20 protein-coding genes, 2 tRNA genes and 3 pseudogenes are annotated in these 22617 nt (G+C 67.3%); 12 read left to right on the top strand and 13 right to left on the bottom strand.

Annotated features, from left to right (window positions below):
* Nucleotides 1–62 precede the first annotated feature (62 nt).
* From BST14_RS00955 to BST14_RS00935, 5 genes are read right to left on the bottom strand one after another with little or no spacing between them, the layout of a single operon-like run.
* Nucleotides 63–884, bottom strand: a complete 822-nt coding sequence (locus BST14_RS00955; protein ID WP_083062714.1) for an HpcH/HpaI aldolase/citrate lyase family protein — start codon at nucleotides 882–884, stop codon at nucleotides 63–65.
* Nucleotides 881–1378, bottom strand: coding sequence for a MaoC family dehydratase (locus tag BST14_RS00950; protein ID WP_083062713.1), 498 nt, complete (start codon nucleotides 1376–1378; stop codon nucleotides 881–883). Before BST14_RS00950 ends, BST14_RS00955 begins: the two co-directional genes overlap by 4 nt.
* Complete coding sequence (locus tag BST14_RS00945; RefSeq protein ID WP_083062712.1) at nucleotides 1375–2541, bottom strand: acyl-CoA dehydrogenase family protein; 1167 nt, start codon at nucleotides 2539–2541, stop codon at nucleotides 1375–1377. The genes BST14_RS00950 and BST14_RS00945 overlap by 4 nt, the downstream gene beginning before the upstream one ends.
* Complete coding sequence (locus BST14_RS00940; protein WP_083062711.1) at nucleotides 2538–4553, bottom strand: acetyl/propionyl/methylcrotonyl-CoA carboxylase subunit alpha; 2016 nt, start codon at nucleotides 4551–4553, stop codon at nucleotides 2538–2540. The genes BST14_RS00945 and BST14_RS00940 overlap by 4 nt, the downstream gene beginning before the upstream one ends.
* A gap of 5 nt (nucleotides 4554–4558) precedes the next feature.
* Nucleotides 4559–6157 carry a carboxyl transferase domain-containing protein gene (locus BST14_RS00935; RefSeq protein WP_083062710.1) on the bottom strand — a complete coding sequence of 533 codons (1599 nt, stop codon included), beginning with the start codon at nucleotides 6155–6157 and terminating at the stop codon, nucleotides 4559–4561.
* A 211-nt stretch (nucleotides 6158–6368) separates the two neighbouring features.
* Here BST14_RS00935 and BST14_RS00930 point away from each other — a divergent pair, with 211 nt between their 5' ends.
* The 3 genes from BST14_RS00930 to BST14_RS00920 all read left to right on the top strand — a co-directional run bounded on the left by BST14_RS00930 (nucleotide 6369) and on the right by BST14_RS00920 (nucleotide 8451).
* Complete coding sequence (locus BST14_RS00930; protein WP_083062709.1) at nucleotides 6369–6647, top strand: hypothetical protein; 279 nt, start codon at nucleotides 6369–6371, stop codon at nucleotides 6645–6647.
* A 306-nt stretch (nucleotides 6648–6953) separates the two neighbouring features.
* Nucleotides 6954–7610, top strand: coding sequence for an SACE_7040 family transcriptional regulator (locus BST14_RS00925; protein ID WP_083062708.1), 657 nt, complete (start codon nucleotides 6954–6956; stop codon nucleotides 7608–7610).
* 64 nt (nucleotides 7611–7674) lie between these two features.
* Nucleotides 7675–8451, top strand: a complete 777-nt coding sequence (locus BST14_RS00920; RefSeq protein WP_083062707.1) for an MmpS family transport accessory protein — start codon at nucleotides 7675–7677, stop codon at nucleotides 8449–8451.
* Here BST14_RS00920 and BST14_RS00915 read toward each other — a convergent pair.
* Nucleotides 8448–9821, bottom strand: coding sequence for an MFS transporter (locus BST14_RS00915; RefSeq protein ID WP_083062706.1), 1374 nt, complete (start codon nucleotides 9819–9821; stop codon nucleotides 8448–8450). The two genes, BST14_RS00920 and BST14_RS00915, sit on opposite strands and share 4 nt — an antisense overlap.
* A 69-nt stretch (nucleotides 9822–9890) precedes the next feature.
* On the opposite strand from BST14_RS00915, the gene cmrA reads away from it, so the two are divergent.
* Complete coding sequence (gene cmrA, locus BST14_RS00910) at nucleotides 9891–10697, top strand: mycolate reductase (RefSeq protein ID WP_083062747.1); 807 nt, start codon at nucleotides 9891–9893, stop codon at nucleotides 10695–10697.
* A gap of 3 nt (nucleotides 10698–10700) precedes the next feature.
* Here the strand turns inward: cmrA and BST14_RS00905 are convergent, their stop codons facing one another.
* Nucleotides 10701–12269 carry a helicase HerA-like domain-containing protein gene (locus BST14_RS00905; RefSeq protein ID WP_083062705.1) on the bottom strand — a complete coding sequence of 523 codons (1569 nt, stop codon included), beginning with the start codon at nucleotides 12267–12269 and terminating at the stop codon, nucleotides 10701–10703.
* Between the two features lie 153 nt (nucleotides 12270–12422).
* On the opposite strand from BST14_RS00905, the gene orn reads away from it, so the two are divergent.
* From orn to BST14_RS00890, 3 genes are all read left to right on the top strand, one after another.
* Nucleotides 12423–13070: an oligoribonuclease gene (gene orn / locus BST14_RS00900; protein ID WP_083062746.1), complete on the top strand. Its 648-nt coding sequence runs from the start codon at nucleotides 12423–12425 to the stop codon at nucleotides 13068–13070.
* Nucleotides 13071–13125: 55 nt separating this feature from the next.
* Nucleotides 13126–13201: transfer RNA gene (locus BST14_RS00895), tRNA-His, on the top strand.
* A gap of 84 nt (nucleotides 13202–13285) precedes the next feature.
* A complete protein-coding gene (locus BST14_RS00890) occupies nucleotides 13286–13699 on the top strand; it encodes an Rv1352/Rv1906c domain-containing protein (protein ID WP_211280627.1) in 414 nt (137 codons plus the stop codon).
* A gap of 8 nt (nucleotides 13700–13707) precedes the next feature.
* Here BST14_RS00890 and BST14_RS00885 read toward each other — a convergent pair whose 3' ends face one another.
* A complete protein-coding gene (locus BST14_RS00885; RefSeq protein ID WP_083062704.1) occupies nucleotides 13708–14904 on the bottom strand; it encodes a L,D-transpeptidase in 1197 nt (398 codons plus the stop codon).
* A 141-nt stretch (nucleotides 14905–15045) separates the two neighbouring features.
* Nucleotides 15046–15327: pseudogene (locus tag BST14_RS29300) on the bottom strand (DMT family transporter); the annotation flags it as partial.
* On the opposite strand from BST14_RS29300, the pseudogene BST14_RS00880 reads away from it, so the two are divergent.
* From BST14_RS00880 to BST14_RS00865, 4 genes and pseudogenes are all read left to right on the top strand, one after another.
* Nucleotides 15326–16244: pseudogene (locus tag BST14_RS00880) on the top strand (sterol carrier protein domain-containing protein); the annotation flags it as partial. The pseudogenes BST14_RS29300 and BST14_RS00880 sit on opposite strands and share 2 nt — an antisense overlap.
* Nucleotides 16245–16461: 217 nt before the next feature.
* Nucleotides 16462–16537 (top strand) — tRNA-Lys (locus BST14_RS00875).
* Nucleotides 16538–16560: 23 nt separating this feature from the next.
* Entirely contained in the window at nucleotides 16561–16827 is a 267-nt protein-coding gene (locus BST14_RS00870; RefSeq protein WP_083062703.1) for a hypothetical protein, read from the top strand.
* A 138-nt stretch (nucleotides 16828–16965) separates the two neighbouring features.
* Nucleotides 16966–18556 (top strand): annotated as a pseudogene (locus BST14_RS00865) (DUF3556 domain-containing protein).
* Here the strand turns inward: BST14_RS00865 and BST14_RS00860 are convergent.
* Nucleotides 18543–18770 carry a DUF3618 domain-containing protein gene (locus BST14_RS00860; RefSeq protein WP_007774063.1) on the bottom strand — a complete coding sequence of 76 codons (228 nt, stop codon included), beginning with the start codon at nucleotides 18768–18770 and terminating at the stop codon, nucleotides 18543–18545. The pseudogene BST14_RS00865 and the gene BST14_RS00860 overlap by 14 nt on opposite strands.
* Before the next feature lie 79 nt (nucleotides 18771–18849).
* Here BST14_RS00860 and bcp point away from each other — a divergent pair, with 79 nt between their 5' ends.
* Entirely contained in the window at nucleotides 18850–19323 is a 474-nt protein-coding gene (gene bcp / locus BST14_RS00855) for a thioredoxin-dependent thiol peroxidase (protein WP_083062702.1), read from the top strand.
* On the opposite strand, the gene BST14_RS00850 is transcribed toward bcp, so the two are convergent.
* The 3 genes from BST14_RS00850 to acpS all read right to left on the bottom strand — a co-directional run bounded on the left by BST14_RS00850 (nucleotide 19320) and on the right by acpS (nucleotide 22597).
* Entirely contained in the window at nucleotides 19320–20681 is a 1362-nt protein-coding gene (locus tag BST14_RS00850; protein ID WP_083062701.1) for a cytochrome P450, read from the bottom strand. The genes bcp and BST14_RS00850 overlap by 4 nt on opposite strands.
* 95 nt (nucleotides 20682–20776) lie before the next feature.
* Nucleotides 20777–22102: a dipeptidase gene (locus tag BST14_RS00845; protein WP_083062700.1), complete on the bottom strand. Its 1326-nt coding sequence runs from the start codon at nucleotides 22100–22102 to the stop codon at nucleotides 20777–20779.
* A 102-nt stretch (nucleotides 22103–22204) separates the two neighbouring features.
* Entirely contained in the window at nucleotides 22205–22597 is a 393-nt protein-coding gene (gene acpS / locus BST14_RS00840) for a holo-ACP synthase AcpS (RefSeq protein ID WP_083062699.1), read from the bottom strand.
* Nucleotides 22598–22617: the final 20 nt, after the last annotated feature.

Genomic DNA, 22617 nt, shown 5'->3' with positions numbered 1-22617 from the left:
GAGACCGCGTTCATCGCGAAGACGGCGCAACGTGTCGCGCTTCGCCGCATGCCCCTGGGGCGTCAGTCGGGGAAGGTCTCGCCCGCCCTGCGCAACGTCATGTGTGCGTGCTTGAGCACCGGAGAGTCGACCATCTGTCCCTCGAACGCGAAGACGCCGCGTTCGGACCGCGCCGCCGTCAGCACCCGCCGCGCCCAGTCCAGTCGTTCCTCGCTGGGGCGGTACGCCGCGCGCACCACCGGAATCTGGCTCGGGTGGATGCAGACCGTTCCGGCGAAACCCAACGCGACGGCGTCCTCGGCCTCGGCCCGCAGGCCATCGAGGTCGCGGATGTCCAGATGCACGGCGTCGAGCGCGACCCGACCGAAGGTGGACGCCGTGAGCAGGGCCGTCGACCGCACGTGATGCGCGACGTCGCGGTAGGAGCCGTCGGCCTTGCGGCTGGAGCTACCGCCGAGCGTGGCGACCAGATCCTCGGCGCCCCACATCAGCGCGACGGTGCCCGGCGCCGCCGCGATCTCGGTGGCGAACACCGCGCCACGCGGCGTCTCCAGCAGTGCGATCACATCGCGCGGCGCCAGCGCCGTCACCTGCGCGGCCGATTCCGTCTTGGACAGCATCACGGTGGTGTAGGCGGTGCCGGCCAGGGCTTCGAGGTCCAGCGGGTATTCCGCGGTGTCGGCGGCGTTGACCCGCACGACGGTGCGCTCGGGGTCCAGCGGCGTCTCCTGCAACGCCTTGCGCGCCGCGGGTTTATCCGCTTGGGCCACGCCGTCCTCGAGGTCGAGGATCACCACGTCGGCGGCAGCGGCGGCCTTGGCGAAACGCTCGGGACGGTCGGCCGGGCAGAACAACCATCCGGGACCGGCGGCTTGCAGGTTCACGTGGCCTCCTGGTCGGCGGGGCGCTTCTGCACCAGCGTGGTGCGCACCGCCCGCGCGACGACCTCGCCCTGCTGATTGCGTCCGGTGTGCTCGAGGGTGACGACGCCTTCACCGGGCCGGCTTTTGGATTCCCGCTTGGCCGTACAGACGGTCTCGGCGTACAGGGTGTCGCCGTGGAAGACGGGCTTGGGGAACGAAACTTCGGAGAAGCCGAGGTTGGCCACGATGGTGCCGAGCGTCAGTTGCGACACCGAAAGCCCCACCAGGGTGGACAGGGTGAACATGGAATTTACCAGCCGCTCCCCCCGAAAGCCGGGCTGCTCGGCCGCCCAGGCCGCGTCGAGGTGCAGCGACTGGGTGTTCATGGTGAGCGTGGTGAACAAGACGTTGTCGGCCTCGGTGATCGTGCGGCCGGGCCGATGCAGGTAGGTGGTGCCGATCTCGAATTCCTCAAACCACAGGCCCCGCTGGACGACCGATCTACCTTCCGTCATGACAGCCCCAGCGACCGCGCGATGAGCATCAGCTGCACTTCAGTAGTCCCTTCACCGATTTCGAGGATCTTGCTGTCGCGGTAGTGGCGGGCGACCGGGTATTCGTTCATGAAGCCGTAGCCGCCGTGAATCTGCGTGGCATCGCGGGCGTTGTCCATCGCGGCCTCCGAAGCGATCATCTTCGCGATTGCCGCCTCCTTCTTGAAGGGCTTGCCCGCCAACATCTTTGCAGCCGCATCATAGTAGGCCGTGCGGGCCACATGGGCACGTGCCTCCATCCGGGCGATCTTGAAGCTGATCGCCTGGTAGGCGCCGATAGGCTGGCCGAAGGCCTGCCGTTGTTTGGCGTACTTGACGCTTTCGTCGACGCAGCCCTGCGCCGCGCCGGTGGCCAGCGCGGCGATCGCGATGCGGCCCTCGTCGAGGATCGACAGGAAGCCCGCGTAGCCGGTGCCGCGCGCACCCAGCAAGTTCTCCGCCGGGACGCGGGCGTCGTCGAAGCTCAGTGGGTGGGTGTCCGACGCGTTCCAGCCGACCTTGCTGTACACCGGTTCGACGGTGAATCCGGGTGTGCCGCTGGGCACGATGATCGATGAGATCTCTTTGTTGCCGTTCGCGTTGGTCCCGGTGACGGCGGTGACGGTGACCAGCGAGGTGATATCGGTGCCGGAGTTGGTGATGAATTGCTTGCTGCCGTTGATCACCCACTCGCCGTTGTCGAGCCGGGCGGTGGTGCGGGTGCCTCCCGCGTCGGAGCCCGCCCCGGGTTCGGTGAGCCCGAATCCGGCCAGCGCCCGGCCGGCGGTCAAGTCCGGCAGCCACTTCTGCTTCTGCTCTTCGGTGCCGAACCGGTAGATGGGCATCGCGCCGAGGCTGGCGCCTGCCTCCAGGGTGATCGCCACCGACTGGTCGACCTTGCCGAGCTCCTCGAGCGCCAGCGACAGCGCGAAATAGTCGCCGCCCATGCCGCCGTACTCCTCGGGGAATGGCAACCCGAACAGGCCCATCTCGCCCATCTTGGCGACGACCTCGTACGGGAAGCTGTGTTCCTCATCGTGCTTGGCCGATACCGGAGCGACGACCGTGCGCGCGAACTCGGCGACCGTGTCGCGGAGGTCCTGGTATTCCTTGGGCAGGGTCCCCGCGGTAATGGATGTGGTCATGACGCGTCCTTACTCGAATCGCTCGCCGCGCTGGATTCATCGGGCACCAGCCGGGCCAACACCTGGTCCACCGTCACCTGATCGCCGACGGATACCAGCACCTCCACCTGTCCGGAAACCGGTGCGGCAAGCGAATGTTCCATTTTCATCGCCTCGACGACGACCACCACGTCGCCTTCGGAAACGTCGGTGCCCGAGGATGCCTGAACCGCGATCACGCTGCCGGGCATCGGGCTGACGATCTCGGCCCGCTGTGCGCCCGCGGCCCGGTGGATCTTGGTCTCCTCGGCCTCCCGCACGTGCCAGGTGCCACGCTCGTCGGCGATCCACAGGTGCCGGCCGGCTTCGGCCCAGCGGTATTCCCGGCGCACCCCGTCCAACGTCACACTCATTCGTGACCGCTCGACTTGCGCTGCGGCGGAACTGGTTTCGCCGTCACCCACCCGAACGCTGGCGGCCTCGGGTGGGCCCCACACCGACACCGTCTCACTGCGCAGCGGGGTGCGCATGTCGGTGCGAACCGGCGCCGGGCTACCACCGACGCGCCAGCCCGTCGGCACCGCCCACGGAGTGTCCCCGCAGCGGCGAGCCCGCAACGCCAACGCCGATTGCCGGTAGACACCCGCCGCGGCGAGCACGTCATCGGGAGCCGGCAGCGGAGCGAAGTCCGCCAGGCGCTCATCGAGCAGCGCGGTGTCCAGATCACCGGCACGCACGCGTTCGTCGGCGAGCAGGAACCGGAGGAATTCGATGTTGGTCTGCACGCCCAGGATTGCGGTTCGGCTCAGTGCCCGGTCGAGTTTCGTTCGCGCCTCGTCGCGGTCGGCCCCGTGGGCGATCACCTTGCTCAGCATCGGGTCGTAGTCGCTGCCGACCAGCGTGCCCGGCAGCAGCGAGGAGTCCACCCGCACACCATCACCGGACGGCTCCCAAACCTGCAGCACCCGCCCGCCCGTCGGCAAGAATCCCCGCGCCGGGTCCTCGGCATACACCCGGGCCTCGATGGCGTGCCCGCGCAATTCGATGTCGTCCTGAGCGAACGCCAGCTTCTCGCCGGCGGCCACCCGTAGCTGCCACTCGACCAGGTCCAGCCCGGTGACCGCTTCGGTGACCGGGTGCTCGACCTGCAGGCGGGTGTTCATCTCCATGAAGAAGAACTCGTCGGGCCGGGCCGCGGAGACGATGAATTCGACGGTGCCCGCACCGACGTAATCGACGCTGCGTGCGGTGTTGCAGGCGGCCTCCCCGATGCGCGCCCGGGTCGCCTCGTCAAGCAGCGGCGACGGCGCCTCCTCGATGACCTTTTGATGGCGGCGCTGCAGGCTGCACTCGCGCTCGCCGAGGTGCACGATGCCGCCGTGCGTATCGGCGAGCACCTGCACCTCGATGTGCCTGGGCCGCAAGACGAATCGTTCGAGGAAGAGGGTGTCGTCACCGAAGGACGAGGCGGCCTCGCGCCGCGCCCCCACCAAGGCCTCGCGCAGCCTGCCCGGTTCGTCCACCAGGCGCATGCCCTTGCCGCCGCCGCCCGCCGACGGTTTGATCAGCACCGGGTATCCGATCTGGTCGGCGGCCGTGACCAACTCGTCATCGCTCAACCCGGGTTTGGCGACCCCGGGTACCACCGGGACGTCGAAGGCGGCGACCGCGTTCTTGGCGGTGATCTTGTCGCCCATCATTTGGATCGCCCGGGCCGGCGGTCCCAGGAATGCCACCCCCGCCCGCTCGCAGGAGGCGGCGAAATCGGCGTTCTCGGAAAGAAATCCGTATCCCGGATGGATCGCCTGAGATCCGGTACGCACGGCCGCCCCGACGACCTTGTCGATGTTGAGATAGCTCTCGCGCGCCGCGGCGGGACCGAGTCGCACCGCTTCGTCGGCCTCGAGCACATGGCGCGCGCCGTCGTCGGGATCGCTGTACACGGCGACCGAGCGGATGCCCAGTCGGCGCAGGGTGCGGATCACCCGGACCGCGATCTCGCCGCGGTTGGCCACCAAAACGGTTTCGAACACTGCACTCACATCCGGAAGACGCCGTAGGAGACTGGTTCCAGCGGCGCCTGGGCGCACACCGAAAGGGCTAGCCCGACAAAGGTTCTGGTATCTGCGGGGTCAATGATCCCATCGTCCCACAGCCGCGCCGTCGAGTAGTAGGGGTTGCCCTGAGTCTCGTACTGTTCGCGAATGGGCGTCTTGAACGCCTCTTCCTCGTCGGCCGACCACGGCGTGCCCGCGCCCGCGAGCTGCTCGCCGCGGACGGTGGCCAGCACCGACGCGGCCTGTTCCCCGCCCATCACCGAAATCCGGGCGTTGGGCCACATCCACAGGAAGCGTGGCGAGTAGGCCCGGCCGCACATCGAATAGTTGCCCGCCCCATAGGAACCGCCGATCACGACGGTCAGCTTGGGCACCCGGGCGCAGGCGACGGCGGTGACCATCTTGGCGCCGTGCTTGGCGATGCCGCCCGCCTCGTAATCGCGGCCGACCATGAAGCCGGCGATGTTCTGCAAGAACAGCAGCGGAATCTTGCGCTTGTCGCACAGCTCGATGAAATGCGCGCCCTTCAACGCGGATTCGCTGAACAGCACGCCATTGTTGGCGACGATGCCCACCGGGTGGCCGTGGATGTGGGCGAACGCGGTTACCAGGGTCTTGCCGTAATTGGCCTTGAATTCGCCGAATTCGCCGGCGTCGACCAGCCGCACGATGACCTCGTGCACATCGTAGGGCACCCGCGGGTCGGGCGGCACCACGTCGTAGAGCTCCGTCTGCGCGCACCTGGGCGCGATCGGGGATCGCACCTCCCACGGGCTGGGCTCGCGCGGGCCGAAGGTGGCCGCGATCGCCCGGACGATCCGCAGGGCGTGTTCGTCGTCGTCGGCGAGGTGGTCGGTGACACCGGAAACGCGGGAATGCAGGTCGCCCCCGCCGAGTTCCTCGGCCGACACGATCTCGCCGGTCGCCGCCTTGACCAAGGGCGGACCCCCCAGGAAGATCGTGCCCTGCTCGCGGACGATGACGGCTTCGTCGCTCATCGCGGGCACGTAGGCGCCGCCGGCCGTGCACGAACCGAGCACCGCGGCCACCTGTGGAATCTCCTTGGCGCTCATGGTTGCCTGGTTGTAGAAGATGCGGCCGAAATGCTCGCGGTCGGGGAACACCTCGTCCTGCCGCGGCAAGAAGGCACCCCCGGAGTCCACCAGGTAGATGCACGGGAGCCGATTCTGCAGCGCCACCTCTTGGGCGCGCAGATGCTTTTTGACCGTTATCGGGTAGTAGGTGCCGCCCTTGACCGTCGCGTCGTTGGCGACGATCACGCACTCGCGGTCCGATACGCGGCCGATGCCGGTGATGATGCCGGCTCCGGGAGATTCGTCGCCGTACATGCCGTCCGCGGCCAGCGGTGACAGCTCCAAAAACGGGCTACCCGGGTCGAGTAGGCGGTCCACCCGTTCGCGCGGCAACAACTTGCCGCGGCTGACATGGCGTTCCCGCGCGCGCTCGTTACCGCCCAGCGCGGCCGCCGCAAGCTTGGCGTTCAACTCACCGACCAGCCGGCGGTGCGCATCGGCGAACGACGCCTCGGCCTTCACGGGCGAGGTCACCACATTGTCCATCGCCGCAGCAGCCTCCTTGCCGTGGTGCGGTCCCGCCTTTGAGTTAATGCCGATTAACTCAAAGCGTGAGAATACCACCGGGTCACCGCCGAGTCCAGCGACGACTTCGCTCGCCGAGCGCCTTCGCCCGCGTGATCAAAACGGTGCTGCGCCGCGTTGCACGTGGCAACGTGTCGGTCAAACCCAGCCGTTGCGGGGGAACGGAGGACACGTGAACCGGGATCAAATGGTCGAGTTGTGGGAACGGCACGTGGCCGACGAGTTCGAGCTCCGCGACGCCGACCTTGCGGTCTCCACCATGGTTGACGACGCGACCGTCATGCACCTGCCGACCATGAGTGGCGGCGCCGGAAAGGAGCACCTGCGGCGCTATTACGCCGAGACATTCATTCCCGGCATTCCGGCCGACACCACCAGCGAGCCGATCGCCCGGTCGGTCGGTGACGGCTTCGTCATCGACGAGTTCATCATGCGGATGACCCACGACTGAGAGATCCCGTACCTGTTGCCGGGATTAGCACCCACCGGCAAACCCCTGGAAATCCCCACTTTTGTGAACGTGAGGTTCCGCGGCGGCCTGATGGCAAGCGAGCGGATCTACTGGGATCAGGCCACGGTGCTGAACCAGCTGGGGCTGATCGACCGCGACCTCCCCCGTCGCCGACGTCGCCGAGGTGTCCGGGTACCTGCGGCATAACGCCTGAGGCCGCGCGCCGAGGTTCCGATTGGCCGCAACTGAGTTAATTGCGAATAACGCGTGTTACCTTAGGGGCGATTCACCAGCCGGAGGTCCGTCATGACAACGTCCGCCTCCGACGGTCAGGCGGCTGCGCCCGACGCTCCAAATCGCCGGAGCCGGTTGAAGTCTGACCGCCGCCTCCAATTGCTGTCCGCCGCCGAGCGGTTGTTCGCCGAGCGCGGGTTCCTCGCGGTGCGGCTCGAAGACATCGGCGCCGCGGCCGGCGTCAGCGGTCCGGCGATCTACCGGCATTTCCCGAACAAGGAGTCGCTGCTCGTCGAGTTGCTGGTGGGCATCAGCACCCGGTTGCTCGCCGGCGCGCGGCGGGTGCGGGCCGACAACTCCGATGCCGCCGCCGTGCTGGACGGATTGATCGACTTTCATCTGGACTTCGTGTTCGACGAACCCGACCTGATCCGCATTCAGGATCGCGACCTTGCCCACCTGCCCGAGGCGGCCGAAAAGCAGGTGCGCAAGTCCCAGCGTCAATACGTCGAGGTCTGGGTGGGCGTACTGCGGGAGCTGAATCCCGAGCTGGCCGAGGCCGACGCCCGACTGGCCGCGCACGCCGTGTTCGGCCTGCTGAATTCGACTCCGCACAGCATGAAGCCCTCGGATGCGTCGCGCAGCAAGACCGCCCGCGCGGCGCGGTCGCGCACCATCATGCGGGCGATGACGGTGGCCGCTTTGGCGGCCGGAAATCGGTGCCCCTGAGCTCCCCACCGTAAGGTGACCCAGGGCTTTAACACTTCAGTCCAGGTACCCTGCAAGCCATGAGGTGGACATGAACGATTCACGTCCCACCGAGCGGTTTAGTACATCGCAGCCGGGGCCGCAGCAGCCGAGGTATTCGCCCTCCGCCGATCCCGCGTACGCCGACCAGACGCCGTACGCGCAGAGCTACGGCGGGACGACCTCACCGTGGGCGCCCACCCCGAACGAGGCGAATACGACCAAGCGGCTGCCGGCGTACTGGCAACAGGACCTGCACCCGTCGGGCGAGTTGCCGACCGGCATGGCTCCCCCGCCACCCGGCGGCCCGAAATCGTCGCGATGGTTGTGGATCGGCGCCGCCGCGGCGGTACTGCTGGTCGTCGCCCTGGTGATCGCGTTGGTGCTCGCCAACGATGCGATCAAGACCCAGACCGCCGTCCCACCGTTGCCGGCGATGCCCGAGACGAGCACGCAGACCCCGACGACGTCGCCGCACCGGACACCGTCGCTCATCCCGGCGCCGATACCGCCGACCAGCGTTCCCACCCTGCCCCCGGAGACGACCGGGCCGGCGACGATGCAAGACGTCGTCTACACCGTCTCGGGCGAGGGCCGCGCGATCAGCATCATGTACATCGACACCGGCGGGCTCATCCAGACCGAATTCAACGTCGCGCTGCCCTGGCGCAAAGAGGTCAGCCTGTCGAAGTCGGCAAACCACCCGGCCAACGTCACGATCGTCAACATCGGGCACAGCGTCACGTGCACGCTGACCGTCGACGGGGTGCAGGTCAGCAAGCGCGTCGGCGGCGGCCTGACGATCTGCGACGCCCGCGGCTAACCACCCCCGGACGCCCGCCACGACGGCTCGGCCGCGGGTTCGGTGACCGCGGCGCCGCGCAGTGGGACCCGGACCGCCAGCATCGCCATCAGTCCGGCGGCCAGCACCAGCGAAATCCCACCCAGGCCGGCCCGCACGGCACCGAAGACATCGACGAACACCGAGAACAGCCAGGGCGCGACGAAGGCCACTGCCCGCCCGGTCATCGTGTAGAGGCCGAACGCGACGCCTTCCCTGCCATGCTTGGCCATCTGCAGCAGCAAGGCGCGCGACGATGACTGCGACGGGCCGATGAACATGCACAACAGCAGCCCGCACACCCAGAAGGCCACCGGGCCGGAGAGCGCCATCAGGGTCAGCCCCAGGACGATGATCGCGAGCAGTGACGCCACGATGACGGGCTTGGATCCGACGCGGTGGTCGACGAACCCGCCCAGCACCGCGCCCACGGCGGCGACGACGCTGGCCGCCACCCCGAAGATCAGCACGTTGGCCTGGGAGATGCCGTACACGTTGACGCCGAGCACCGCCCCGAAAGCGAAGATCGCCGCCAGCCCATCCCGGAAGAGCGCGCTGGCGAACAGGAAGTACACCAGGTTGCGGTCGCGCTTCCATTCCGCGCTGACCTCCGTCCACAATTTGCGATAGCCACCCAGCATGCTGGTCGGCGCATAGTCCTCCGACGACGCGGTGAGCCGGTGCGCGACGAACAGCAGGGGCAGCGCCAACACCGCGAACCAGATCGCGGCCACCACCATCGCCTCGCGGACATAAAGCCCGTCCCGCAACGGAACTCGCAGCAGACCGCGCGTCGCATCAGGCCCGCCGCCGGATCCGGAGATGAACCCGGTGTAGATCACCAACAGCAGCAGCACGCTGCCGACATAACCGGACGCCCAACCGAATCCGGAGATCCGCCCGGCCGTCTGCGGCGTCGAGAGCTGACGCAGCATGGCGTTGTACGGGACGCTGGCCAAATCACCGCAGGCGGCCGTCGCCCCCAGCAGCACCAGACCCACCCACAGGTAGCCGGGGCGGTCGTGGACGAAGAACATCGCGCAGGTCAGCGTCACCGCTGTGGCGGTCAGCACACTCAACGCCACCCGCCTGCGATGCGGGGACTCCACCCACACACCGACGGCCGGTGCGAGCACGGCGACGGTCAGCCCGGCAATGGCCGCCGCGCGGCCCAACCAGCTCGCCGGCGTGGTGGCACCGGATATCCCCACCCCGACGCTGCTGGTCAGGTAGACGCTGAAGACGAAGGTCGCCACGATCGCATTCAGGCCGGTCGAACCGCAGTCCCAGAGCGCCCACGCCGCCACGCGCGATCGCGCGGGTGTGGCGGGGGGCGGCTCCGGCTGGCTCATGACCGGCAACTCTATAGGCGCCCGCGATCGCCCGCGGGCCGCGTTGTGCCCGCTGTCTACGATTGGCGCATGCCGTTACCCGCCCCAAGCGCCGAGGCGCGCGCCGTCGTCACCGGAGCTTCGCAGAACATCGGTGAGGCGCTGGCCACCGAACTCGCCGCACGCGGACACCACCTCATCGTCACCGCGCGCCGCGAAGACTTGCTCAAGCAGCTGGCCGCCCGCCTCACCGGCAAGTACGGCGTCACCGTCGAGGTGCGGCCCGCCGACCTGGCCGACCCGGGCGAACGGGCGAAGCTGTGCGACGAACTGGCCGCCCGCCCCGTCTCGATCCTGTGCGCCAATGCGGGCACCGCGACCTTCGGCCCGGTCGCCACGCTCGATCCCGCCGGCGAGAAGGCGCAGCTGCAGCTGAATGTCCTTGGGGTGCATGACCTTACCTTGGCCGTGCTGCCGGGGATGGTCGAGCGGAAGTCCGGCGGCATCCTGATTTCCGGCTCGGCGGCGGGAAATTCGCCGATCCCCTACAACGCCACCTATGCGGCCAGCAAGGCGTTCGCCAACACCTTCAGCGAATCGCTGCGCGGTGAACTGCGCGGGTCCGGCGTCAACGTGACCCTGCTGGCGCCGGGCCCGGTGCGGACCGACCTGCCCGACGAAACCGAGGCCTCGATCGTCGAGCGGCTGGTGCCGGACTTCCTGTGGATCTCGACCGAGCACACCGCGCGCGCGTCGCTGGATGCGTTGGCCCGCAACAAAATGCGCGTCGTGCCGGGGCTGACGTCGAAGGCCATGTCGGTGGCCAGCGGGTACGGCCCGCGCGCCATCGTGGCGCCCATCGTGGGCGCGTTCTACAAGAAGCTCGGCGGCGGGTAACGGCTACCTGCGGCGGCGGCCGCCGCCGAAAATGCTTTTCACCACTTCCCGTATCGCGGTGTTGATGCCGCTTTTCACCGTCGGGTTCTGCAGCACTTCCTCCCACCTCGAGGAACCCTTCGGTCCCTTGGGCTCCGCCGGCTCCGGCATCGGCGGGACCGGCTCATTCGACGGGACCGGCGGGTAGCCGGACTGAGTTTGCGGTGCCCGCGACGCGGGTTGAGCCGACGGACCGGCCTGCGGCTGCGCCGGCTGGGGAACGGTCTGGCCGTACTTAGCCTGCAGCGCACTGTTGTTCGCCGCCGCACCGATCTCGTCGTTGCCGATCGAGGCCATCAAGGAGCGGGGCACTCGCATGCGGGTCCACGCGACCGGCGTCGGCGCGCCCTTCTCGGACAGCACGGTCACCACCGCCTCGCCGATGCCCAGCGAGGTCAACGCCGATTCCAGGTCGTAGACATCGGTTTTCGGGTAGGTGCGGACGGTCTTGCTCAGCGCCTTCTGATCGTCGGGCGTGAACGCCCGCAACGCGTGCTGAATGCGCGCACCCAACTGGGAGAGGATGTCATTGGGAATGTCCGTGGGCAACTGGGTGCAGAAGAACACCCCGACGCCCTTCGACCGGATCAGCTTCACGGTCTGCTCGACCTGCTCGAGAAAGGCTTTGGACGCGTCGGCGAACAACAGGTGCGCCTCGTCGAAGAAGAAGACCAGCTTCGGCTTATCCACGTCGCCGACCTCGTCCAAAACCGTGAACAGGTCGGCGAGCAGCCACATCAGGAAGGTGGAGAAGATGACCGGGCGCAACGACTGACCGCCGAACTCCAGCAGCGAGATGGTGCCGCGGCCGCTGTCGACGCGCAGCAGATCCCGCGGGTCGAGTTTCGGCTCGCCGAAGAACGTGTCGCCGCCCTCGCCCTCGAGGTTCACCAGCGCCCGCAGGATGACCCCGGCCGTGGTGGAGGACACTCCGCCAAGGGATTTCAGGTCTTCCTTGCCGGCGTCGCTGGTCAGGTGAGTGATGACATCACGCAGCTGATTCAGAGTGACCAGGTTTCTGTTGTTCTCCTTGGCCCAATGGAAGATCAGCCCCAGCGTCGACTCCTGAGTCGCGTTGAGGCCCAGCACCTTTGACAACAGCACCGGGCCGAAGCTGGCCACCGTGGCCCGGATCGGCACGCCGACCCCATCGGTGCCCAGCGACAAGAACTCGACCGGAAACCCGGTCGGCTCCCAATTGTCGCCGGTGTCTTTGGCCCGCGCGGCTGTCTTGTCGTTGCCCTCGCCGGGCCGGGCCAGCCCGGACAAATCACCCTTCACGTCGGCCATCAGCACGGGAACACCCGCGGCGCTGAGCTGCTCGGCGATCAGTTGCAGCGTCTTGGTCTTGCCGGTCCCCGTGGCCCCGGCCACCAGGCCGTGTCGGTTGATGGTGGCCAGCGGAATGCGGATCTGCGCCGCGGGATCGGCGGCGCCGTCGATGACGACCGTGCCCAATTCCAGCGCCTGCCCGCCGACGGCGTACCCGTCGGCGATCCGCGTCGCGGCCGTGGCCGCCGAATCGGTGCTCATCGTGCTGCGCCCCCTCTTCCCCAGTGATTCGGCATGCAGTTCGACAACGCTCACCCTACGTCTTCGGCGGAGACGGGGGCGAGGGCCGGCGCCGGCGGGCTGACCCCGCCGCCCGGCTCCGCCACACTCGCGATCACCACTAGTCTGAGCGCTGTGCGAGACGAACTGGTATGGATCGACTGCGAGATGACCGGGCTTGATCTGGGCAAAGACAAGCTGATTGAGATCGCGGCGCTGGTGACCGACAGCGAGTTGAACGTCCTCGGCGACGGGGTCGACGTGGTGATCCATGCCGACGACGCCGCGCTCTCGGCCATGGGCGACGTGGTCACCGAAATGCACTCGCGCTCCGGTCTCACCGACGAGGTGCGGGCATCGACCGTCGACCTGGCGACCGCCGAGGCGGCGGTGCTCGACTACATCGGCGAACACGTCAAGCAGCCCAAGATGGCGCCGCTGGCCGGAAACTCCATCGCCACCGACCGCACGTTCATCATGCGCGACATGCCCGCCCTGGATTCATACCTGCATTACCGCATGATCGATGTGAGTTCGATCAAAGAGCTCTGCCGGCGCTGGTACCCGAGAATTTACTTCGGTCAGCCGGTTAAGGGTCTGACCCACCGCGCACTGGCCGACATCCACGAGTCCATCCGCGAGCTGAAGTTCTATCGGCAGACCGCGTTCGTCTCGCCGCCGGGCCCGTCTACCAGCGAAATCGAGGCGATCGTCGCCGCCCTCGACGGCGGAAAGGACGCACCGGGACCAAGCGATTCGGCCTCCGCGCCGCCAACCGGTTAGTATCGACGTCGCCGCTCGTTGACCGACATCGTGCGCGGGTCGGCTTGCGGCCGTGGTGGGTGTAGTTCAGTTGGTAGAGCGTCAGGTTGTGATCCTGAATGTCGCGGGTTCGAGTCCCGTCACTCACCCCACAGGTCAGGGAGCATTACGGCTCCCTGACCTTTTATGGTGTTGGGCGACTCGGAGTAATGCCGTGCACCCGTGAGCGGAATGTAGTGACCAGACAACGCCCCGCCTCGCCCACGAGGCGAGCAATCAAAGCCGCCGTTGCAGCGCTGGCGGTGCTGGTCGCGGCTTGTGGCGGGTCGAGTCACACCACGACGACGATCATGTCGACGCTGCCGGCCGAAACCAAGACGGTCACCAAGACCGTCGCCCCGCCACCCCCGCCGGGTCCAAAGACATCGATCGAGAACAACGGCACCTACATCGTCAACAAGGACATCGTCGCGGGCACCTATCGCACCGATGGCGCCAAGTCCGGATGCTATTGGGCGAGGCTGCGCAGCTTCGACACCAACGACATCATCGACAACAACGTCGGCGACGGCCAGCAGGTGGTCCGAATCTTGCCAACCGATACCGCCTTCATGACCCGAAGTTGCGGCAACTGGCACAAGATCGACTGACGCCTGCGTCAGGTGTTGGCGTTGCCCGCTTTCCACTGCGCCCAGGGGATGTTCCAATCGCCCAGCCCCTCGATCCCGGACAGCGTCGGCCCGACGGTGTGCACCACCTCGACGATGTCACCGCTCTTGCTGTGGTCGTAGAACCACTCGGCGTTGCTGGGGCTCACGTTCAGGCATCCGTGGCTGGTGTTGGTGTGCCCCTGAGCGCCGACCGACCACGGCGCGGAATGGACGAAGACGCCGCTGTAGGACATCTGCGTGGCCCAGTCGACTTCGGTGCGGTATCCGTTGGGCGAGTTGACCGGAACCCCATAGGTCGAGGAATCCATGATGATGTGCTTGAACCGCGCGCCAATGATGTAGACGCCGTTGGCCGTTGGGGTGCTGTCCTTGCCCATCGACGTCGGCATGGTCTTGACGACATCGCCGTTCACCCGCACGGTCACCGTCTTGGTGGTGTCGTCGGCAGTCGAGATCACCTCGTCACCGATGGTGAAGTGCGTCTTGACGTTGTCCTCGCCAAACATCCCGTCGCCCAAGTCCACCCCGTAGGTGTTGACCGCGACGTCGATGGTGGTCCCCGACTTCCAGAAATGCTCTGGGCGCCAACGCACTTCGCGGTTGTTCAGCCAATAGAACGCGCCCTCCACCGGGGGATTAGTGGTGATGTTGATAGCCTTCTGGGCCGCCGCCCGATTGGCGATGTTCTCGTCGAAGCGGATCGCCACCGGCTCGCCGATGCCCACCACCTCGCCATCGGCCGGGCTGACGTAGGGCATGGTCAGGTGGGCGGGTGAACTGGTCTCGAACGACATCTGCTTGCTGGCCGCGCCGCCCAGGCCGGTCGCCTTCACGGTCAGCGTGTAGCGCCGGTTGTAGCCGAGCTGCTCGGTGGTCGACCAGCGCAGCCCGTCGGGGCTCAGCTGCCCACTGATCGACCTGCCGTTCTCGTTGACCATGCTGACCGAGGCGAGCACCCCGTCGGCGACGCTCACCGTGACCGGCGCATCCACCGTCACACCGACCGCGCCGTCGGTCACCGAGGCGGTGACCTTCGGGACCAGCAGGTCGGCCAGCGGGGTGCCCTTGTCGAAGATGACCTTCCCCGGTGCCGCCGCGTGGTTGCCACTGCAGGCGGCGGCGAGCGCAGCAATCGACACGATGGCAACCACCAGCCATGATCGTCGTCTCCGCAAATGCGCCATCCAGTGACCTTCCACTCAATTCTCTAGATGGTCACCGCTGACCAGCGAGGTAGCTGCAGGCATTCTAATGGCACCCGCCGACACTGCAGTGCCACATCAGCCCGGGGCCAACCGTTCGGTGTCGTCACCGCAATGAATTCGTCATTTCGGCTGCGGGCAACGCCGCGCCGCCCCGTTTACGCCGGCAAGCCGGACTCTTTGTGCAGCTCGGTTGCCGGCGCTGACGGCCTCGACGCGCGCGAGCTTGACGATGGCCGCGGCCATCACCAGCGCCGCCGCCATCAGGGCGATCATGCCCACGCGGCCGGTGTTCAGCGTCTCGCCGAGCACGACGACGCCCAGCACCGCCGCGACAACGGGCTGCGACACCTGCAGCGTCGGCATGGACGCGGTCAGCGGCCCGGCCCGAAACGCGGCCTGACTCTGGCAACAGCTCAGCATCCAGGGCTTCGGAATATTGCAGGAGCGTGGTTATCCCATCCTTTGCGGCGTCCCCACCCAGCCAACGGTTTACGAGATTCTGGGGGCCGGGGTGGCCAGCTATGCCAGGACCTACGACATCGAGCCGCGTTTCACCCAGCTGCGCAACAAACCCGACCGGAATCGCGCTCGTGAGCTCGACGCCTCCCGGGCGGCACGCCTGCTGCCCCCGCTCTTCGAGCGATGGCGCGCCATCACTCCGGGTGCGTTGAGCCGAGATGATGCGTGGTGGGATGACACCCTCGAAGACAGGATCACCCAGCGGGACAACGGATCGTCGCCCAACTTCATCGTTCATCCGGATGGTTTCGTGACCTACCGGGTGGTGGGAGCGTCGCCGCACGCCTATCGGCGGCCTTTCGGCAACGTGATCGTCCAAGACTTCTGCGCGGTCACCAACGAGGCCCACGACGAGCTGCTGGCAACTCTGGTGGGCAACAAGACGTTCGACAACGTCGTGATGGAGGTCCCCGTCGACGACCCGCTGCCGCTCAAACTCAAAGACCAGTTTGCGGCGAAAACGGTAGGCATCAGCGATTTTCTGTGGCTGCGAATCATGAACGTGCCCGCAGCGCTGGGCGCCCGCGCGAGAGAATGGCGACGCCGTCTTGGACGTCACGAACCCGCTCAGCGTCGCCGAGGGACGATTCCTGCTGCAGACACGCGATGGTGTCGGGCAGTGCACACCGCACGACGGGCCCGCGGACGTCCTGCTAAGCCTCGGTGATCTGGGGACGATTTTCATGGGAGCACACCGACCGTCGGAACTTCACCGGGCGAACCGCATCACGGAACTACAGCCGGGTGCCCTGTGCACGCTGGACGCCATCTTCGCCACCGAGCGGGTGCCTTATCGCGGGGGGCACGCTTTTCTGACAGCCGTTCAGACCACCAATCAGCCTGCGCGAGAACTCTTTCGAAGACATGCGGGTGGCATGTCCAGCGGTGGACGATGAGACCGCGGTGGCGGGTCCGCCGCACTCGCTCTCCGAGCGGCTATCCTGGGGAACGGTCGGGATTTCATTGGACGGCGGGACGCCTGTTATTGTCGCCTACGCGGTCTCGGCCGTATTACAAGCGCCGTTAGCTCAGTTGGTAGAGCAGCTGACTCTTAATCAGCGGGTCCGGGGTTCGAAACCCTGACGGCGCACCAGCTCGAGGTGTCAGAGGGCGCTTGTGAAAACTGAGCTGAAGTGGGTCGAACCCTTCGAGGGCCACTTCCATGCCAACATCGACGACCGCAGCGAGTACTGCGTCCACGTGGTCTCGACCGGCGGCTTCCGCGCCGAACGGGTCGACGACGGCTTCGTGCACCACGATCTGGGCCGGGCCGGCACCGCCGCCGAGGCGCAGGCGATCTGTCAGGACCTGCACACCCGGACCCTACGGCGCGCCGCCTGGGAGGACTACATGGTCGAGAACGATCCGCCCGGCTGGGAGTAGCCCGGACACCGTCGCACGGTGGCTCACCGGATTTTCCATCGCAAAAGCCCCTCTTGCAGGTAATTTCTTGCTGGCACCGATTTGGCGCCGGCGGCGCCGATTGGCCCCCTTGGGTCAAGCCGCGTCGAAGGAGCCGCAATGGGGTTCATCCGGCCCAACCTGCCCGTCGTCGACATGGCCGAGTGGACCACCCGCTCACGCGCCGACCGGATCGCGCCGATGGCACGCCACATCGCCGAGCATGGCTGAGGCACCCCGCTGGTGATGCACGTGATGTACGGCGTGAAGATCGCGCTGCACGTCCTCGGCGGCTGGCTCTTCGCGTGGTCGACCTCCGGCGTCGGCGGCTTCGCCCAGGTCGGCGAATGGTGGTCGGAGCCGATCGTGTTCCAGAAGGCCGTGCTCTACACGATGCTGTTCGAGGTCGTCGGCCTCGGTTGCTGCTTCGGGCCGTTGGCGGGGCGTGCTCGTGACGGCGATGGTGTCGGACGGCGCCGGGCCGATTCACGCGCTGGGCACCACGATCGTAACGTGGTGGCGGACCGTCGCGATTCTGGCGGTCCTGGCCGTGCTCAGCTTGCGCGACAAGGTGATCTTTCTGGCCGCACGCGGCGAGGTGTACGCGCCGCTGGCGTTGACGTTCCTGTTCGCCGGGGCGGACATCACCGTGGGCGCCAAGGTCGTGTTCATGGTGATCTGGCTGGGCGCGGCGACCTCCAAACTCAACAAACACTTTCCGTTCGTGATCTCGACCATGTTGGCGAACAATCCGTTCATCCCCTCGGGGCCGCTCAAGCGGTCGATGTTCAGGCACCACCCGGACGACCTGCGGCCCAGCGCGCTGGCGGGCTTCATCGCGCACTTCTCGACCGCGGTCGAGGGCCTGGTACCGCTGGTGCTCCTGTTCTCGCACGGCGGCTGGCCGACGGCCATCGCGGCGTTCGTGATGGTCGTGTTCCATCTCAACATCCTGCTGGCTTTCCCGATGGGGGTGCCGCTGGAGAGGAACGTCTTCATGATCTTCGGGGTGCTGTGGCTGTTCGTCGCGCACGCGCGTCCCGGCCTGTCCGACATCACCCACCCGTGGCCGATCGCCGTCCTGTTCGCGGTCACGGCCGGCACGGTCGTCGTCGGGAACCTTCTCCCGTGCAAGGTCTCGTTTCTGCTCGGCATGCGCTACTACGCAGGCAACTGGGACACCACCCTGTGGTGCGTGCGGCCGTCGGCCGACGAGAAGTTCCGCGTCGGGTCGCGGGCCCTCGGGCCCATGCAGCACCTGCAGCTCGAGCGCTTGTACGGCAGCAAAGAGGACGCCCTGATCCCGCTGCACCTGGCGCTGGCATTCCGAGGGATGAATACCCACGGCCGCGGGCTGCTCACCCTGGCGCACCGCGCGATGGCCGACTACGACGAGGACGACTACAACCTGTCTGAGGGCGAAGTCCTGTGCTCAATGGTGCTGGGCTGGAACTTCGGCGACGGGCACATGCACAACGAGTGCCTGATCGAGGCGCTGCAGCAACGGTGCGGGTTCGAGCCGGGCGAGGTGCGGGTGGTGATCCTCGACGCCCAGCCCATTCACCGACAGCGCCAGCAATACCGGTTGGTCGACGCCGCGACGGGCGCATTCTAACGCGGCTACTGCGACGTCGACGACATGGCCAGCAATCAGCCCTGGGCCGACGACATCCCGGTGCAAGTCCAGACCGGGCGCGTCACCGATTCCTGACGCGACGCACCGCCACCACCACGACGAGGGCGCCTACCCCGGCCAGCGAGGCCAGCACCACGGGCTTCTGTACAAATCCGATCACCCGGACCTTGAGGTCGTCGGCCAGACGCCGAGGATTGGCCCGCTCGGCAAGCGAATCGACGGTGGCCGCCAGCTGGTCCCGGGCGACGTCGATGTCCTGCTTGATGGCTTCGGGGTCCCGGTCCGCCACTGTGTCCTCCAACTGAGCCTCGTGCACCTGAGGAACTACCCTAGTGCCGATGCTTTAGTGAACCGAAAGGGGAAGCACCTTGACCGAGACGACGCGGCTCGCGCCGGGCGACAAAGCGCCTTCCTTCAGCCTGCCCGACGCCGACGGGAAGAAGGTTTCGCTGGCCGACTACAAGGGCCGCCGCGTCGTCGTGTACTTCTACCCCGCCGCGTCGACGCCGGGATGCACCAAGCAGGCGTGCGACTTTCGGGACAGCCTGGCCGAGCTCAACGACGCCGGCCTCGACGTCGTCGGCATCTCCCCCGACAAGCCGGAGAAGCTCGCCAAGTTCCGCGACACGGAGAAGCTGACGTTCCCGCTGCTGTCGGATCCCGACCGCAAGGTCCTGACGGCCTACGGCGCCTACGGCGAGAAGCAGATGTACGGCAAGACGGTCACCGGCGTCATCCGCTCCACGTTCGTGGTCGACGAGAAGGGCAGGATTGCTGTCGCGCAGTACAACGTGAAGGCGACCGGCCACGTCGCCAAGCTGCGTCGCGACCTGTCGGTCTAGTCGATGACGGCGGCCTCGTGGTACTCGGTGATCGGCCGGGCGACTCCCTGTTCGTCGCAGACCCGCTGCAGTTTGTCGAGCGTCTCGTCGATTCCCGGTCCGAGCCGCTTGCCGGGCGTGAAGGTGGCCGGAAGGTGCTGCATGCCCTGGATCACGCCGATCGTCGGATAGTGCACGGCGCCCTCGGGGTCGCAGCGGTAGTCGGGCATCCGGTCGAGCACCGCCGTGAGCATCGACTTGAACACCACCCGCGCGACGTTGGAGCCGATGCAACGGTGGATGCCGAGCCCGAAGCTGAAGTGCCGGTTATTCTTCCGGCCCAGATCTAGTCGATTCGGATCGGGGAACACCGCGGGGTCGCGGTTGGCCATCGCCCAGGACAGCCACAGGCGATCGCCCTCCTTGAACCGCGTGCCCGCGATTTCGATATCGGCGGCGATCGTGCGACCGTCGCCGGGAGCGGGCGTGAAGTAACGCAGGAATTCCTCGGTCGCCGAGTCGAGCAGCGTCGCCGATTCCCGCCTCAGCAGTTCGCGCTGTTCGGGATTTTCGCCCAGCCATTCCAGGGCGTGCGCGGTCAGCGCCGTCGTCGTGTCGAAACCCCCGCCGATGATCAAGCTCAGCATTCCGAGCAGTTCGGCGTCGGGGGCGGGTTCGCCGTCGATCTTCAGCCTCGCCAAGGCGTCCACGATGCCGGGGCGCGGATTGTCGCGGATCTCGAGGAGGTGGTTGAACAGGTCCGCCCCCATCGCCATCGTCTGCTCCAAAACCCTTGGCGCATCCGGGGAGTCGGCGGGGGTGTAGACATTGGCGTGGGCCGGCTCGCAATACAGCTGCCACTTCTTCAGCGGAATGCCCATCATCGCCAGGGTCAGGACGGCGGGCACGACGTTCGCGAGATCGTCGACGAAGTCGATCCGCCCGAGTTCGAGTTTCTCGTCGATGCTGGCCCGCACGATCTCGTCGACGAACGGCTTCCAGCGCTTGACGGCCGCCGGCGACAGGTAGGGGTTGAGGATGCTGCGGTAGGCGGAGTGCTCGGGCTCGTCCATCTCGAGCATGCCGCCGCGGACACCGGTGCCCTGCGGCAGCGTGGGGATCGTGATGCCCTTGTAGCCGGTGCCTTCGCCGGTCACGTCGTGGTCGTTGGACACGTGCGGGCAGCGCGCGAGCTCGAACACCTCCCGGTTGCCCGCGGCCACCCAATGCCCGTCGTAGGTGTCGGTCCACGCCACCGGGCACCTGGCCTGCATCTCCTCGGTGATCGCGGTGAACCGTTCGCGGTACTCCGGGGTGTGGCGATCGAAGTGGTAACGGTTGGACTTGCGGGCGTCTCCGGTCAGGGTTTCCGTACTCACGGTGGCGTCTCCTGCGGACGAGTGGCTGCGACTAGAAGCAGTATGCGACGAGACCGTCCGTCTCGTTAAGCGTTTTGAGGGGTTGACGTTCCCTCTCAGCCCAGGTTGGCCAGCAGCAGCGCCTCGGCGATCGCCGCGCGTTCCAGCACGCCCAGGTGCAGGCTCTCGTTGATGCTGTGGGCCTGCGTTGCGGGGTCCTCCACGCCGGTTACCAGGATCTTGGCCTGCGGGAATGCCTCGGCGAACTCGGCGATGAACGGGATCGACCCGCCCATGCCCATGTCGATCGGGTCGGTCCCCCACGCTTGGCGGAAGGCCTGGCGCGCGGCGTCATAGACGCCGCCGGTGGCTTCGATGGCGTAGGGCTCGCCGATGTCCCCGCGGGTGACGCTGACGTGCGCGCCCCACGGCGCATGCTCTTGCAGGTGCGCGGTCAACGCGTCCAAGTGTGCCGCGGCGTCGCCGCCCGGCGCGACGCGCATGCTGATCTTGGCCCGCGCCCGCGGGATCAGGGTGTTCGACGCCTTCTCGATGGCGGTGGTGTCGATGCCGATCACGGTGATGGCGGGTTTGGCCCACAGCCGCTGCGGCGCCGAACCCGAGCCGATTTCGGACACGCCGTCCAGCAATCCGGAGTCGGCACGCACCCGCTCCGGCGGGTAATCGACTGGGGCGGCGGTGCTTTCGTGCAGACCGGCGACGGCCACGTTTCCATCGTCATCGTGCAAACTGGCCAGCAGCCGCACCAGCACGCTCAGCGCGTCGGGCACCACACCGCCCCAGATGCCGGAATGCAGGCCGTGGTCCAGGGTGGCCACCTCGACCACGCAGTCGACCAGGCCGCGCAGCGTGACCGTCAGCGCCGGGATTTCGGTGCTCCAGTTGTCCGAGTCGGCGATCACGATCACCTGGGCGGCCAGCGCGTCGCGGTGGGCGGCCAGCAGCCGGCCCAACGACGGCGACCCGGATTCCTCTTCGCCCTCGACGAAGACGGTCACGCCCACCGGCGGCCGCCCGCCATGCGCCCGAAATGCCGCCAAATGTGTTGCGATGCCGGCCTTGTCGTCGGCGCTGCCACGGCCGTAGAGCCGGCCGTCGCGCTCGGTGGGCTCGAAGGGCGGCGAGAGCCATTGGCTGCGGTCGCCTTCGGGCTGCACGTCGTGGTGTGCGTAGAGCAGCACGGTCGGCGCGCCGTCCGGCGCGGGGTGACGCGCGATGACCGCCGGCGCTCCCCCTTCGCTGACGATCTGCACGTCACCGAAACCGGCCTGCGACAACAGATCCGCGACGGCCTGCGCGCTGCGGTGCACCTCGTCGCGGCGGCCGGGGTCGGCCCACACCGATTCGATGCGCACCAGTTCCTCCAGATCGCGCCGCACCGACGGCAGTACCTCGCGGACCCGCTCAACCAGATCGCTCATGAAATCGAGGCTAGCCGCGGCCCGGCGCGACGCGCGAGCGTGCGCAGAGTGCCATCAGTCGCCGGCGTGTCGCGTACAAACACGCACGCTCGCCGAGGTACGTCAAGGGGTCTCCAAAATTGCCACCGCGGCGGCGGTATCCCCTTCGTGCGTCAGCGACACGTGAATGGTCACGTCGGCCAGGTGTTTGGCGACGTCGCCGCTCAGCCGAACCCGCGGGCGGCCCCACATGTCGGTGACCACCTCGATGTCGCGGTGGATGTCCTCCGGCAACACCGGACGCTGGGCGAACCGCGATCCCGACCACGCCTTGATCACCGCCTCCTTCGCCGCCCAGCGGGCCGCCAGGTGACGCGCCGCCGACGAACTCTTGTCCGAGGCGTCGCGGCGCTCGCCCGGGGTGAACGTCTCGGAGAAGACGGTCCCCGGTTGGTCGACCTGCTCGGCGAAATCAGGGATGGAGACGAGATCGATCCCCACACCGACAATTCCCATGGCTGGCCAGGCTAACGGAT

Source organism: Mycobacterium arosiense ATCC BAA-1401 = DSM 45069 (assembly GCF_002086125.1).
Taxonomy (GTDB): Bacteria; Actinomycetota; Actinomycetes; order Mycobacteriales; family Mycobacteriaceae; genus Mycobacterium; species Mycobacterium arosiense.
This window is presented reverse-complemented; position numbering and strand designations above follow the sequence as displayed.

Bases quoted from the DNA above. Each gene is read 5' to 3' on its own strand.
- BST14_RS00950 (WP_083062713.1), bottom strand. From the start codon at position 1,378: ATGACGGAAGGTAGATCGGTCGTCCAGCGGGGCCTGTGGTTTGAGGAA.
- BST14_RS00905 (WP_083062705.1), bottom strand. From the start codon at position 12,269: ATGAGCACCGATTCGGCGGCCACGGCCGCGACGCGGATCGCCGACGGG.
- acpS (WP_083062699.1), bottom strand. From the start codon at position 22,597: ATGGGAATTGTCGGTGTGGGGATCGATCTCGTCTCCATCCCTGATTTC.
- BST14_RS00915 (WP_083062706.1), bottom strand. From the start codon at position 9,821: ATGAGCCAGCCGGAGCCGCCCCCCGCCACACCCGCGCGATCGCGCGTG.
- BST14_RS00885 (WP_083062704.1), bottom strand. From the start codon at position 14,904: ATGGCGCATTTGCGGAGACGACGATCATGGCTGGTGGTTGCCATCGTG.
- BST14_RS00845 (WP_083062700.1), bottom strand. From the start codon at position 22,102: ATGAGCGATCTGGTTGAGCGGGTCCGCGAGGTACTGCCGTCGGTGCGG.
- BST14_RS00945 (WP_083062712.1), bottom strand. From the start codon at position 2,541: ATGACCACATCCATTACCGCGGGGACCCTGCCCAAGGAATACCAGGAC.
- BST14_RS00925 (WP_083062708.1), top strand. From the start codon at position 6,954: ATGACAACGTCCGCCTCCGACGGTCAGGCGGCTGCGCCCGACGCTCCA.
- cmrA (WP_083062747.1), top strand. From the start codon at position 9,891: ATGCCGTTACCCGCCCCAAGCGCCGAGGCGCGCGCCGTCGTCACCGGA.
- BST14_RS00935 (WP_083062710.1), bottom strand. From the start codon at position 6,157: ATGGACAATGTGGTGACCTCGCCCGTGAAGGCCGAGGCGTCGTTCGCC.